The following is a 14802-nucleotide window of genomic DNA, read 5'->3' on the forward strand; positions in this document are numbered from 1 at the left end:
GACAAGAAGATTATGATTCGAAGAACAAAAATTGTAGCCACACTGGGCCCTGCCAGCGGTAATCCAAAAACTCTGGAACGTATGATCCGAGCCGGTGTCGATGTTGTTCGGATCAATTTCTCGCATGGGACGCGTGATCAGCATATTGAATTGGTGGAGCTGACGCGTTCATTGGCGCGTGCGGCAGGATTTACTGTGGGTGTTTTAGCTGATCTGCAAGGTCCTAAAATCCGTGTCGGCAAGTTTGAGCATGGCAAAATTAGGCTTGAAGTGGGTGATCAGTTTATTCTCGATGCTACATGTGAGCTGGGTAATCAGGAAAGAGTCGGGCTGGATTATAAAGAACTGCCGAACGATCTGGAAACCGGAGCTACACTGATGCTGGATGATGGCCGTATCGTGCTGGGGGTGTCGCAGGTGAAAGGACATCAGGTATTCTGTGTGGTCGAGCAAGGTGGAATACTGTCGAATAATAAAGGCATTAACCGTAAAGGCGGAGGATTGGGAGCTCCCGCTCTGACTAGTAAGGATCTGGAGGATATCAGAACGGCTGCCGAGTTTGGCGCGGATTATTTGGCGGTATCGTTTGTCCGATCGGGTGATGATATCCGACAAGCTCGCGCATTGCTGCAAGAAGCAGGAGGAAAGGGCATGATCATGGCCAAAATTGAACGCTCGGAAGCTATTCTTGCGCTGGATGATATACTCGAAGCTTCGGACGCGATCATGGTGGCGCGTGGCGATTTGGCGGTTGAAGTTGGTGATGCCGCTGTTCCTGCGTTACAGAAGAGAATGATTCGTTCTGCACGGGCAAACAATAAAATTGTTGTGACCGCAACACAAATGATGGAATCAATGATTACCGCCCCAATTCCGACGCGCGCTGAGGTATCGGATGTAGCTAATGCCGTACTTGATGGTACTGATGCAGTTATGCTGTCGGCGGAATCCGCTGCCGGTGAATATCCGGTTGAAGCCGTAGAAGCCATGGCCAGGGTTTGTCTCGAAGCAGAAAAGGAATATCTGGTCAGTATAGATCGACGGATGCAAAATATTCATCCTGCGACCATTGAAGAAGCGATCGCACGTGCCACGATGTATACCGCCGGTGGTCTGCAGATTCGTGCAATTGCCGCGTTGACGCAAAGCGGTGTGACAGCATTGTTAATGTCGCGCAGGAGTTCAAAGGTACCAATTTTTGCGTTAACTCCTAACGAAGAAACGCGCAGGAGAGTTACCTTGTTCAGAGGTGTTTACCCGCTGGAATTTGGTGAAGGGTTGAACGATCCGGAAGTGATTCTAAATCTGGCTGAGCAGGAGTTACTCGATCGCGGTGTGGTGCGAAGTGGTGACATTATGGTGATGACGATTGGTGAGCCTGTAGGTAAGTCGGGCGGTACTAATACGATGAAAATTATTAGGGTCGGCGAGTGGAAAACAAGGCATGGTATTGATATAACTTGAAGTCATGTGGCGGGTGCGCGCAGCGCAAAAAAATATACTACCATAGGAAAATGAATCAACATATTCATGCAGAATAATCGCTTATACTGATATTTGCAGAATTTATTCAGATAATTTAATAAGGAGATCTAAATGGCACTTGTATCATTAAGACAATTACTCGATCATGCAGCAGAAAACGGTTATGGTTTGCCAGCGTTTAACGTCAATAATCTGGAGCAAATCCAGGCGATCATGCAAGCAGCGGATGAATGCAACAGCCCGGTAATCATGCAAGGTTCCGCTGGTGCAAGAAAATATGCCGGTGAAGCATTCTTGCGTCATTTAATTGCTGCTGCAGTAGAAACCTATCCTCATATTCCTATTGTAATGCACCAGGATCATGGTGCTTCTCCATCGGTTTGTGTCAACGCGATACGTAGCGGTTTTTCGAGTGTTATGATGGACGGTTCTTTACAAGCTGACGCTAAAACGCCATCTACTTATGAATATAATGTCGATGTCACGGCGAATGTTGTTAATATAGCGCACTCAGTCGGTGTTTCCGTAGAAGGTGAGCTGGGGTGTCTAGGCTCATTGGAGTCCGGTATGGGTGAAGCGGAAGACGGTCACGGCGCGGAAGGAGTGCTATCGCACGATCAATTGCTGACTGATCCCGAAGAAGCAGCCGATTTTGTGCGTAAAACCGGTGTGGATGCATTGGCTATCGCGATTGGCACTTCTCACGGCGCTTATAAGTTTACTCGTAAGCCTACTGGCGATATTCTGGCGATTCAACGTATCAAGGAAATCCATGCGCGCATTCCGAATACTCATCTGGTGATGCACGGTTCCAGTTCAGTACCGCAAGAATGGCTGGATATCATCCGTCAATATGGTGGTGACATTAAAGAAACTTATGGTGTGCCAGTAGAAGAAATCCAGGAAGGTATCAAATATGGAGTACGAAAAATAAATATCGATACCGATATACGCTTAGCAATGACCGGTGCGATCCGACGCAGCCTGGAAAAAGACAAAAGTAATTTTGATCCGCGCAAATTTCTGAAAGAAGCTACTGCAGCGGCCAAAGACATTTGTAAAGCACGCTTCGAAGCATTTGGATGTGCCGGACAGGCAGGAAAAATAAAGCCGATTTCTTTAGAAGATATGGCTAATCGTTATACTAAAGGCGAGTTAAACGCTATTATTAAGTAATCAGTCGCATTTTTAAAACCAATGATCGGTTGTGCAATCATGTATGATCGATCATAGGATTCAGATAAGAATTTTTTATTGCTTCGGCACAAGAAAGATTGCTTCCGGTAGCGCCTCTGGAGTATCTCAGAAAGAAAGACCGTTTGAGGGTTACTAAAGCGGCGCTACATCACCAGTTTCAACCAACTACTACATTTTCGTCCTGGGAATGTTGCAAATTTTATTTTCTAAGCAATAGAAGCATTGTTTAAATGAGCAGATAACGCTATCCTGATAACGATATTATTTTTTCTAAGAGACAGAATGACACAAGACGAGCAAAAACGCGCAGCAGCTGCTGCTGCAATTCAACATATTCCGGTTGATTGTATTGTTGGTGTGGGCACCGGTTCCACTGCTAATTATTTCATTGAAGAGCTGGCTAAAATCAAGCATAAAATCGAAGGTGCAGTGGCGAGTTCGGATATAACGGCACAAAGACTTAAGGAGCATGGGATTGAAGTGCATGATCTAAATAACGTTATCGATGTTCCTGTTTATGTTGATGGCGCGGATGAAATCACAGAAAATTTGCATATGATCAAAGGTGGTGGCGGTGCATTGACGCGAGAAAAGATCGTTGCTGCGGTAGCACGGAAATTTATCTGTATTACCGATCAAAGCAAGTTGGTAGATATTCTTGGCAACTTTCCTTTACCCGTAGAGGTCATACCGATGGCGCGCAGCTATGTTGCACGTGAGATTGTTCATTTGGGAGGACATCCGGCCTTGCGACAAGGTTTCACCACGGATAATGGCAATGTCATTCTGGATGTGCATGGCTTGCAAATTATGAATCCAATTGAACTGGAAGCAACACTTAATCAAATTGTCGGCGTTGTAACGAATGGTCTTTTTGCTCGGCGTGCGGCGAATACATTATTGCTGGGAACAGATAACGGTGTGCGTACAATTTCTATTTGATTTTTAATATTTAGTAGCTTACTACTACATTCTTCGTTACCAACCAAAGGCGGGATATGACAAACAAAGAACATATTTCTAAGCAGTTTGATGCTGATCTTGAGGGAGTTCGTACCCGTGTTTTGCAGATGGGTGGTTTTGTTGAAGAACAAATAGAATATGCCATTGAAGCATTGACAAGTGGTAATGAAGAGTTGATAGACCAGGTCATCACACGCGATCATCGCGTCAATGCTATGGAAGTCTCAATCGATGAAATCTGTAATCAGATTATTGCACGACGACAACCTACCGCAAGTGACTTGCGTATGATCATGATGGTAATTAAAACTATTACTGATCTTGAGCGCATTGGTGATGAAGCGGAAAAAATTGCTCGAATGGCGAAGTTGATCTACTCATCAGACCGTATGCACATTCCACGTTTTAATGAAATCAAACATGTCGCCAGCATCGCCATGGATATGTTGCATAAGGCCCTTGATTCCTTTGCCCGCCTGGATTTAAATGCAGCCGCACAAATTGTCAGGCAGGACGAATTCGTGGATGAAGAATTCCGTTCTATCTTACGTCAATTAATTACATTCATGATGGAAGATCCAAGAAAAATCTCTACTTGTCTAGAGATAGTATTTATAGCCAAAGCAATCGAGCGGATCGGTGATCATGCAAAAAACATGTCTGAGTACGTCGTGTACATGGTAAAAGGTAAAGATGTGCGTCATGTAACAGCGGACCAGATCGAACAAGAAATCAGAGAATAATCAGAATATTCTCTGATTATTTTATTCAAGATAAATGGCGACATACAGTACAACCAGTCAATGCCTTAATAAAACACTTGTATCTTATAAAAACCTTGAAGCTGATGTGTAGAATTAACGGTTCCAACAATTCGCAACATTACCGCCAGAGCCTTGGACACCTGTATTACTCAGCGTAAGGGTGCCGCAGACATCTTCCGCCATTGAACCGGTTGGTATCGCCTGGAGTACGAAAGTATTATTGGCTACTGATTGTAATGAAATATCATACTGCTTCGTTCCAGTTCTCGGTGATTGGAGAATGGGTGGTACTACAGGGATATCGTCACCGGTATTGATAATGCCATCGGCGCCTACAGTCGCATCATACTGGTTATTCTGTGAATAGAATCGTTCCATAAACTGAGCATTTTCAAACAGTATCGACTTTGCAACCGTTCGATTAGTTTGCCTTACATAATCTTGATAGGATGGAAGAGCAATGGTTGCGATAATGCCGAGAATTGCCACTGTTATCATTAGCTCAATTAAAGTAAATCCCATTGCTTTAATTGAATAACAAGATAGTTTCATAACCTTTTAGTCTCCGAGGATCTTAATGCCACTAGGCATTTTAGAAATAATTTCGATGCTCTGTTGTTACAAATTCATAGACTGCGCTTTGACTCCTTCAAACAGGGATTAAAGGATCAATTGTAACGGATGATGATCAAAGTCATTAATTTGCTAAAATTATTTTAGTGCAATAGCTCTCGCCACGTAATTCTGCCACGTAATCCTGCTGCACCTTTCGTTGTGGTTGTCTGTTCGAGTGTACCGTCAGCTTTTGAGTACACAAGCGTGTCAGAATCAGTATGACCTCTAATCCGTGTAACACCACCCACAGAAAATCCGATTTCCACCCCTGCTGATAATCCATCATCAAGCGCAAGAACCCGATTTCTATTGGTGTCAAATGCTGGAAAAGGAAGCATTCCCCCTGTCAAGAAATCGATTGCGTTAACGAATCCACGACCACCAAAATCGCATGGTGCTGCAGATGGCACAATAGTCGAAAATACAAAAATTCCATCTTCCAAACTTGGCACACCTGTGATCCTTTCACCACTTACAGGCAAATTTACATACCAGCCTTTAATCGTGGTTGAATAGGGCACTAAATTTCCCGTCGCTGTCCTGATTGTTCCGTCAGTTATCACTTGCTGAACAAGCGCTCCTGCCGCAACTGTTGTTACAGCAGTATCATCCCATACGCCGTAGATAGTCTGAGGATTTATGCTTGTGGTATCAGCAGTCTCCAAGTATTTTCCCGTACCAAATAATACCAGCTGACCACCTTTTGGATGAAAGCTTACAGAAGGCGGAGAAATGATAGGCTTTGATGTGCCGGATACAAATAATGGGGCTCCGCTAATGCCTACCTTCCAATTTGAAGGCGCAGCAGAGCTTACATCGAATTTCCACAAGTTTCCCTTGATATCTCCCGCATATATTACATCAACTTTGCCATTACCATTTGAATCGAACGGGGTTGGCGTCGAAAGACCGTTTCCTGTGCCAGAATTGGCAATCAATTTAATGTAATCCGTTCCAATCGTCCATGTGCCATCTTCGCCTCCTGTAATAAACAGGATATAAAGGACCGCTTTGCCACCTGTGCTGTTATATCCATTACCAACTATCACGGCCCACTGATTGTTCTCCATTTTGACGATTTGCATGGCTTGACCCGTAAACGAATTAATTTGCGGATAATTATGGCTATAACCCATGTCGGCATCATCAGCATTGGTAAACTCCCACAGTAATATATTTGCTGCATTTGCTGCATTAAAGGTCGGTGCTGATTTTGTTGCGTCAGTTGGATTTGTAATGTTTAGCGCATAGTAGCCTTGGCCGCCGCCATTGAGACCACCAACAAGGATGGTCCTCCAGCTTGAGGTCAAACCAGAATAAACATCAGCGATCATTGGAGATCCATTGACGAAATAGCGATGATTGGAAGTATAATCCTTGTCTGTCAATCTGCTCAGATTTTCATATGCTGTGCTCGGAATGTAAGCCAACATTTCTTTGCCGGCATCTGTTGTAGTGCATCCTGCGGTTACCCCAGCGATGCAGGCATTAAACCCATGTAACATTCCATCATTGGCACCAACGTATATCATCGGCATTCGATCCTTATAGCTATTTTTAAAGGATTTATAGCCTGGATGATCCACATCTGAGTAGCCTGCACTAGGCTTTTCTACATAGAACGGACCGGAATGCACGATATCACCAAGCTTGCTGGTAGGGCGAGTACGAAAATTATTGATTGAAGTAGAACTGGAGCATGTAAACGTTCCTGTTGCGTTTTCACGTGCTGAGTCTCCTCGTAGAAACGTCACTCTCTCTGGGCCGCAATTATCGGTAGTACCCGAAGCATTTTTGTTGAGGAAAGCTTTTTGTGCTGTCGTTAAATTCCCATATTCAAATGCCACTCCATTACTACTTCCTTTCGTGATAATAACTCGTGTAGCCGGAGTAATCTTTCCAGAGGCAAGCGAGACGTCTGCGGCATTCCATTCTGGTGTTCCTATTACCCCGGTACTGTTTATTGGAATCGATAATAACTGTCCACTCCAGTCACCACTACTAAATTTTGCTTGATAAATGCGACCATTTGTTTTCAACGAATTTGAATTGGCTGCCACGACAGAGGCTGATCCTGTTCGAGACACGATAGTTTTTAGCGAATTGGTTAATGCATCGGCAAAAGCAGCGGGATCAGCGGCGCTAAAGAATTCTCCCCGGCTATTAACAGCAGCGTGCCAAAGATCATCTATTTTAGCTGCGTCACTTGACGTTGGATTAGGCCAGGTTTGCGCTCCGGAAGGTAATTCAGTCAATGTGCCTGTTACGCCCAGACCTACGGTAAAAGTCACCATATGCTGCCAGAATGCCGGATCGTTAAGGTTGGTTGGCACCTTATTGGGCAAATCTGTACGCAAATCATTTTTCCAGTATTGCATTGCTGCATCTGCTAACGTAGCACTATATGCATCCGAATAAGGAAGGGTTGGAGTATACTTATAAGTTGGCGGAATCGCAGAAGATGAATGATTTGTAATAGTGGAACCAGACAGATTGTCTGAATTATCCAAACCAGATATAGAGCCTTCAGTCCAGTAGCCATCTGTCATCAATATATTATAATTTTGTCGACATTCGTGCTGGGTGCCTCCTGTCGAACCCGGCGTTAGGCCCCAAGGACCTTTATCATCCGTTCTTTTGAAATATTCCCCTACTGCGAGAACGGCTTCTCGTAGCGGTGTACCTGCTGCAGGAATATCATGACCATAGAGATTGGTAAAGAAATTTGTTCTGTCCGTACCAGTAAATTGCCTTACACCAGTTTTTACTACGGTTGTTGCTACGCCATCAATCGTTGAAGAGCCCTTATTGATAGTTGCAAACCCAACCCGCATGTTATTTCCTTGTGCTGCGAATGCCCGACCCACTCCTGCACGAGCCAGTAAAATGCGCGAACGATAATACGTATACCAATTGGCAAAGTTCTGAATTTCTTCATTATAAGTACATGTAGGCGCTGCAGCACAATCTATGCGATTGGGTCCTCCCGGATAGGTGGCAGTAGAGGATTTGATTTCTACTTGTGTATAGCTATTTTTACTATTCATATTGCCGCCGTTATATTGATAGTATACGGCCGGGTAGAAAGTCTTTGGCAGAAGTGCAGACAAAGTGCCGTTACTTAGGAGCCAATTTCCTGATTGTGTATTGTTAACCGTCAGGTTACGGCAGCCAACAGAAGTGTTGACTGGATTGTAGAAGGCGCATGTCGGGTTGGCATTGCTCATCAACGATCCATCAGCGTTACTCCAGGGTAGATACCTTACCTTTGGGTTATAATAGATTTTGTTGAAATCACTGGAGCGGAAACGATAGGTTTGAGAATTATTTATATCAAAATCGATGCTAAAATTGCTGTAATCACTAGACCCATAAACGCCTGAGACCCGAGGAAATGTATAACGAGAGTTCTGTGTAATCAAATCATCCGGCATGATCTCGAAATGCATCGAGCCAGAATCATCAAGCGTGAACATAACATTGGGAGAAATCATTCCTCCAAGAAAGAGTGGGGTATTCGACAATGGCGGAAGAGCATGTACAGTGCCAGTCAAAAGAATTAGTGAAAAGCCCATCACATTCTTTAATCGTAAAAAGCCGTATAAGATATTTTTCTTCATCATCTTTACATCCCTGAAGTGTTTTTATATGACTATGGTCTAAAAACCTCTTGCACCCATACTACGGTACCTTGCTTGGCTCCCTGCGCCCGAACAGTAATTCGATAGTAATACCTTAAGGTATTACCGGGCGGTGTCTTCTGTATTCCTTCAATCAGATATGTAGGCGCAGGTATATTGGCTGGTAAGTTAGGTGCTGTGTAAGGAACACCATCAAATCTAAAAACGTTGCCTGCAACATAATTAATAGGACAAGTTGGGTTACAGTAATTAATCCATGATTTATCCGGAGCATCAACACCGGCTCCGTAATAACAGAATCCGTCCGTACAGCTTGTGTCAAACTCACTCATACCTTCAATCGACTTGGGTGAATTTGTAGATGGATCATTATCGCGGATATGATTTTCGGCATAACGCAATGCCATTTCTGCTGCCTGCATTGCGAGCATACGATCTCGCATATTGGCCGACATTCTTTCTTCTATTGTTGCCATTTTCGCAGCTGTTATTCCGAGGAGAGATAAAGCCAGCAAAAAAATCAAACCCGTCACGAAAACAGCCCCATTTTGCCGCTGATAAAAATAAGAATTCCTATTCATGGCGTACCATTAATACGATTACGTAAATTTACTGTTGCTGTGAAAGCGCGCCTCAGCCGTCTATCTGCCGGAATGACAATCGATGCACCATTACAATCCAGATAATTACCTGCCGAAACCACATTTGGCTTTTCCGAACGAATCAAGACACAAACACGCGCCGTGATAACTTGATTCCAATCGGCTGGTAAATCCGTATATTGATCCACGGATTGATCGCCTGTGGCATCGATTCCGTAGAGAATTTGTAAATCCTCAACATTGCTTAATAATACTTGACCGATTGGGGGTGCGCCGGGTGCCAGCGGAGTATTGGAAATTTGTCCCTGACACTGTAATTCTGCATTGGCAACATCAATGTTAAAATGATTTTGAATAATTATCCCGGTAACTCCTACGCCTGTACCTTCGCAATCAGTGTCTCCAATTGCTCCTTCAAATTGCACCGTTAAGGTATCGGCCACGCCGACTCCACCATTAGTGCCGCTTATGGCAGTGCCTGAAAACTCGACTTTAAATCCAGTAAATGGTATTTCTACATGCCCAGCTTGTTTGATACTTTGCCCAATTACCTCCAACGCGAAACGCCCGCTTTCTTGTACTCGGGCATTATCTTCCTGTTCACGAAAGATCTGCTGACTACTGACAAAAACAGTACCGATAACGAGTAGTAATACCAAACCTACTATCATTCCAATCATCAGTTCAACCAGAGTAAAGCCACCCTGAGTATGCGGTTTTCTATTTTTCCGCTCGGACTCGAACTTATTTTGGTGCATTAGTGAAGTTGCTGTCACGGCGCAAACCTCGTTACAAAACACTGAGTGTTTTCTACTCCGCCTGGACAGATGGGTTTAGGGTTAGGGTCATCTGCCATTTCTTTTTCTGTCCACATCAAAGTAATGGAATACCCTGCTGCTTGGTTTCCGTTTACAGTGCCAACACCACCGGGAAGTAATCTAGCGTTGGCTGTGTTCCAAAGCGCATGATCATAAGTTGCGATTTGTGCCGGACTACAGGTAGTTGCTACACAATCCACACTACTTGGAATATTTGCTGAAAGTGCATCATATGCTCCAGCGGATACACCTGCTATATTGGCACGCATACGATCGGCAATATCCTCTGTTTGTTTGCTGGCTACTGAACGATAATATGCGATATTGTTACTGCGTGCTCCGGATACAACCAGTGCCGCCATACCCAATAAACCAAAAGATACGATTAGAAGCGTGATGAGTACTTCAATTAAGCTAAATCCATTGCTCTGAATTTTCCTTTTTATTGAAAACACCCTATTTATCCGCATGTTCCTGTACCTGTTTCAGAGCGAAAGCGTCCCTGGTTATTTAAGATAATGGCTTTGGAGTATGATGCTCCACGACTATCACACAATGTAAAAGTACTGGTAAACCCCATCGAATAGCCATTGGCAGTGAATGTAATTCTATTTCTACCCGAAGAAAATGTGTTTCCTCCCGAGAAAGCTGCCCCCACCTGCAGAATTTCTTCTCCAGCATCAACTACACCAGCATTACTGGTATCGGCAAACACTAACCAACCATTTGACCAAGTTGTTCCGCCTGCGCAACTGGTGCCATTCGTGCTTGGACAAAGTGTGACAGGGCTACTGCGTCGAATGGCTTCACTTTTAGCCAAAGCCAATGCGGAATAGAAACTATTACTTTGCGTCGTCAGCAAATTGTTTTGACTGAACGAGCTAAAACTTGGCACAGCCACAGATAACAAAATACTTGCTACACTCAGCGTGACGAGTAGTTCAATCAACGTAAAACCATGTTGGTGTATCCGCTTAATCAATTGCAGTTTTTTCATTTGCGAAATCCAGCGCCATCTTTGTTTTAACTTCTTAGAATATTCATTAATATCTTTCGGCTAGATTCTAGCGGCCATAATTTAGACAAACTTTAGCTTTTAGAGCACAATCTTATTTCCATCATGGTTTTTTGATCTATTGCTAAGCGAACATATACAGTCTGGATGGGATAAAATTTGCTTTGCCAAGCTTTCCAATTTATATGTATGAGCAAAGAGTCAATCCATTATGAAGCAGGATATAGTTGTAATTGGTGCGGGAATCATAGGGCTTGCAACAGCGGAAAGACTTTTAGCGCGAGGTGCGAATGTTACGATTCTAGAACGCAATAAAGCAGGACAAGAATCATCCTGGGCGGGTGGCGGTATCTTATCGCCACTTTTCCCATGGGAATATTCCGATCATGTCACACAGCTTGCCAACTACAGTGCCAAGCAGTTTCCAGCATGGATTTCAGTTCTTCAGCAAGCATCTGGAATAGACCCAGAATACGAAATATCTGGGATGTTGATATTGCCGCCTAATGATTCAGAAACTGCAATGCGATGGTGTTCGGTTCGAGGTATTGAAATAGAACAATCCACAGTACCCAGTATTTTATCTATCGGAAAAGAGGGTGGCGCTGATAGTGCGCAAATACGCGATCGTTCTTTATTTCTGCCAAATATTGCTCAAGTACGTAACCCAAGATTATTACGTGCATTAATCAGCCGCGTTATGCAGTTAGGTGGAAGAATTATAGAAAATTGTACAGCTTGTCGTCTCAATACTGATCGTCAAAAAATACAATCCATTACCTCATCTTGTGGTGAATTTGTCGCTGATTACTATATTGTTAGCGCAGGCGCATGGAGTACGGAAATATTGGGAACTCAGGCCCTCCAGCTCGATATCAAGCCAATTAAGGGACAAATGTTATTATTTAAATTTAATACACCACCGATACGTAACATTGTGGTGCAAAATGAGTTATATATTATACCTCGCCGGGATGGTCATGTGCTCATCGGCAGCACACTTGAGGATGTGGGGTTTGACAAACGAACTACGATATCAGCATTTAACCAGTTATTAACACAAGCTCGGGACATTTTGCCATCACTTCAAAAGATGTCCATTAAGCGACACTGGTCAGGATTGCGTCCTGCTTCGCCAAGCAATGTTCCTACGATTGGTTGGCATCCGATTATTCGTAATTTGCTGCTCAACAGCGGACACTATCGCTATGGGGTGACAATGGCACCTGCCAGCGCTGAGATACTGGTTAATGAAATGACAGGTGCTTCACAGCCGTTCGATATTTCTCCATACCAAGCAGGATGGGAAATTAACTAAAGTACATTCAGGCCTTGGGTAATGGGAATACAACCGATTCCACAACACCATCCAACTCTTCTATCATCACATCCTCGCCAATTTGATCAGCACCTATTTGTTTGAGTCTGGATATCACTTGCTGTACAAGAATTTCCGGAGCAGAAGCTCCAGCCGTAATGCCAATAATCTTTTTTCCAATAAACCATGACTCTTGCAACTGCTCGGCACGATCTACCATATAGGACTCCACGTTGGCGTTTCTTGCAACTTCACAAAGTCGATTTGAATTCGAGCTGTTGGGAGAGCCAACTACGATAACTAAATCACATTGGTTAACCATTTTTTTAACAGCATCTTGACGATTCTGGGTGGCATAGCAAATATCGTCTTTCTTCGGGCCGGTAATCATCGGGAAGCGCCTCTTCAAGGCATCGACAATGCGTGCGGCATCATCGACAGATAACGTGGTTTGAGTGACATAGGCCAAATTGGTCTCGTCTTTTACTGTTAAAGCTTCAACGTCCGATTCGGTTTCCACCAAATACATTCCCTTATCTTCCCCTTCAATCTGTCCCATGGTGCCTTCAACTTCGGGATGGCCTTGATGGCCAATCATAATGATTTCCTTGCCCTCTTTACGCATCTTGCCTACTTCGACATGTACCTTGGTAACCAGCGGACAGGTGGCATCAAATACCTTCAATTTACGACCAGCTGCTTCCTGACGTACTGCATGTGATACGCCATGTGCGCTGAAAATTAGAATACTATCTTGTGGTACTTCATCCAGATTTTCCACAAAAACCGCACCTTTCTTTTCCAGGTTCTCTACCACAAATCGATTATGTACTACTTCATGACGCACATAAATAGGTGCGCCATGCATGGTAAGAGCCCTTTCTACAATTTCGATCGCACGGTCGACACCGGCGCAAAAACCTCTGGGATTTGACAGTAGTACTTTAATCATTATTTCATTCTCCAACAATGGATATTTTATTTGTAGTCATTATGTAATAGAAAAATTTGCACACAACAATACTTGCCAGTTTTAAATTACATCAGAATTTAATGTTTCTCGATATCGCTCAGCTAATAGGGTGCGTTTTTCATAAGCTTCTCGTGCAATTTGGATATCCTCCAGAAATTGCGGTAGTTCTTTGATCAGTAGAGCTTGTGGACCATCCACTAACGCGTTACTCGGTGCCGGATGAAAATCCACCAGCACCATATTGGCACCTGCAATGATACCTTGTGCAGTTACATGCATAATTTCTAATATGCCATCGGGCGAGCTTGCACGTGTGCCCACCGAATGTGAGGGATCTATACAGACTGGCATACGCGTTAAGCGCCTAACAACCGGCACATGCGAGAAATCGACAAAATTACGATGCGGATCGCCCATGTTGGTTTTCATGCCGCGCAAACCGAAAATCACTTTCCGATTTCCTTCCGAAGCCAGATACTCTGCAGCATTTAAAGATTCATCCAGAGTAATGCCAAAGCCTCGCTTGATCAATACTGGAAAATTCTGTTGGCGACCAACAATTTTCAATAACTCAAAATTTTGTGTATTCCTTGTTCCGATCTGCAGCATAACACCGGTTGCATTGCCTGTCTGATAGAGTGCATTACGTATCTCTTCTAGATGAGATTCATGCGTAATCTCCATGGCGATCACTTTTATGCCATACTTTCCTGCTATATCAAAAACGTATGGCAAGCAGGTTTTGCCGTGCCCCTGAAATGAATATGGGCTAGTACGTGGCTTATAAGCTCCCATGCGCGTGCAAACCTGACCATGCTCACGCAAAGACTTCATCATCATTTCAACGTGTTCAATAGTATCGACCGCACACAATCCTGCAAACACGTTCAGCGTGTCTTGCCCAAAGCGGACACCGTTATATTCAAAATAAGTTGGGCGGTCGTCGTTTTTGTGCCGGCCTAAGATACGATATTCTTCAGATACGCGCACAACTCGATCAACACAAGGCAAGCAACTAACATCTTCAATGGGCAATACTTTGGTATTACCAATTAAGTATATTTCTGTCAGCGATTGCTCGGCACCGACTTCGGTATGGACTCGAGTTGATATTCCCGGGAAATTGGCGAGATGCGCCATCAACTGTTTATACTCCGGACTTTCAGGTCGTGTATTGGGAACAAGAATAAGAATCATAAACTAATTTCAAAAAATAACGCTATTTTTTAGGCACACAATAAACTATACGATCAAAGATTTTAACCGAAAAAACCATCAGTTACCATAATTTCAGCATAGGCTGGAATAACTGGAATTTTTTTAGAATCCGGGCTATTATTTTGATGAGCTGATTCTGGTTTGAAATCACTCTTACAGATCAGGTTGCTGTCTAAATTACCCTGAGGCAATT

At 43.7% G+C, this 14802-nt stretch carries 13 protein-coding genes; 5 read left to right on the forward strand and 8 right to left on the reverse strand.

What is annotated here, in order from left to right:
* Positions 1-12 precede the first annotated feature (12 nt).
* The 4 genes from pyk (at position 13) to phoU (ending at position 4388) form a co-directional block, all read left to right on the forward strand.
* Complete coding sequence (pyk, locus tag C7H79_RS06085; protein WP_106706403.1) at positions 13-1464, forward strand: pyruvate kinase; 1452 nt, start codon at positions 13-15, stop codon at positions 1462-1464.
* Between the two features lie 132 nt (positions 1465-1596).
* Positions 1597-2661 (forward strand): class II fructose-bisphosphate aldolase, encoded by a 1065-nt coding sequence (fba, locus tag C7H79_RS06090; RefSeq protein ID WP_106706404.1) that lies wholly within the window; start codon positions 1597-1599, stop codon positions 2659-2661.
* Between the two features lie 303 nt (positions 2662-2964).
* Positions 2965-3624, forward strand: a complete 660-nt coding sequence (gene rpiA / locus C7H79_RS06095) for a ribose-5-phosphate isomerase RpiA (protein ID WP_106706405.1) — start codon at positions 2965-2967, stop codon at positions 3622-3624.
* A 56-nt stretch (positions 3625-3680) separates the two neighbouring features.
* Positions 3681-4388 (forward strand): phosphate signaling complex protein PhoU, encoded by a 708-nt coding sequence (phoU, locus tag C7H79_RS06100; RefSeq protein WP_106706406.1) that lies wholly within the window; start codon positions 3681-3683, stop codon positions 4386-4388.
* A gap of 114 nt (positions 4389-4502) precedes the next feature.
* Here the strand turns inward: phoU and C7H79_RS06105 are convergent, their stop codons facing one another.
* The 6 genes from C7H79_RS06105 to C7H79_RS06130 all read right to left on the reverse strand — a co-directional run bounded on the left by C7H79_RS06105 (position 4503) and on the right by C7H79_RS06130 (position 11082).
* A complete protein-coding gene (locus tag C7H79_RS06105) occupies positions 4503-4961 on the reverse strand; it encodes a type IV pilin protein (RefSeq protein WP_106706407.1) in 459 nt (152 codons plus the stop codon).
* Between the two features lie 164 nt (positions 4962-5125).
* Entirely contained in the window at positions 5126-8647 is a 3522-nt protein-coding gene (locus tag C7H79_RS06110) for a pilus assembly protein (RefSeq protein WP_242447169.1), read from the reverse strand.
* 29 nt (positions 8648-8676) lie between these two features.
* Positions 8677-9246 (reverse strand): pilus assembly PilX family protein, encoded by a 570-nt coding sequence (locus C7H79_RS06115; RefSeq protein WP_106706408.1) that lies wholly within the window; start codon positions 9244-9246, stop codon positions 8677-8679.
* A complete protein-coding gene (locus tag C7H79_RS06120) occupies positions 9243-10025 on the reverse strand; it encodes a PilW family protein (RefSeq protein WP_106706409.1) in 783 nt (260 codons plus the stop codon). The genes C7H79_RS06115 and C7H79_RS06120 overlap by 4 nt, the downstream gene beginning before the upstream one ends.
* 14 nt (positions 10026-10039) lie before the next feature.
* Positions 10040-10540: a type IV pilus modification protein PilV gene (pilV, locus tag C7H79_RS06125; RefSeq protein WP_242447170.1), complete on the reverse strand. Its 501-nt coding sequence runs from the start codon at positions 10538-10540 to the stop codon at positions 10040-10042.
* Positions 10541-10545: 5 nt separating this feature from the next.
* Positions 10546-11082: a GspH/FimT family pseudopilin gene (locus C7H79_RS06130; RefSeq protein WP_106706411.1), complete on the reverse strand. Its 537-nt coding sequence runs from the start codon at positions 11080-11082 to the stop codon at positions 10546-10548.
* Between the two features lie 229 nt (positions 11083-11311).
* On the opposite strand from C7H79_RS06130, the gene thiO reads away from it, so the two are divergent.
* Entirely contained in the window at positions 11312-12418 is a 1107-nt protein-coding gene (thiO, locus tag C7H79_RS06135) for a glycine oxidase ThiO (RefSeq protein WP_106706412.1), read from the forward strand.
* A gap of 7 nt (positions 12419-12425) precedes the next feature.
* On the opposite strand, the gene ispH is transcribed toward thiO, so the two are convergent.
* Positions 12426-13370, reverse strand: coding sequence for a 4-hydroxy-3-methylbut-2-enyl diphosphate reductase (ispH, locus tag C7H79_RS06140; RefSeq protein ID WP_106706413.1), 945 nt, complete (start codon positions 13368-13370; stop codon positions 12426-12428).
* A gap of 81 nt (positions 13371-13451) precedes the next feature.
* Positions 13452-14588 carry a 3-deoxy-7-phosphoheptulonate synthase gene (locus tag C7H79_RS06145; RefSeq protein ID WP_106706414.1) on the reverse strand — a complete coding sequence of 379 codons (1137 nt, stop codon included), beginning with the start codon at positions 14586-14588 and terminating at the stop codon, positions 13452-13454.
* Between the last annotated feature and the right edge of the window lie 214 nt (positions 14589-14802).

This window comes from Nitrosomonas supralitoralis, from assembly GCF_003011925.2.
Lineage (GTDB): Bacteria > Pseudomonadota > Gammaproteobacteria > Burkholderiales > Nitrosomonadaceae > Nitrosomonas > Nitrosomonas supralitoralis.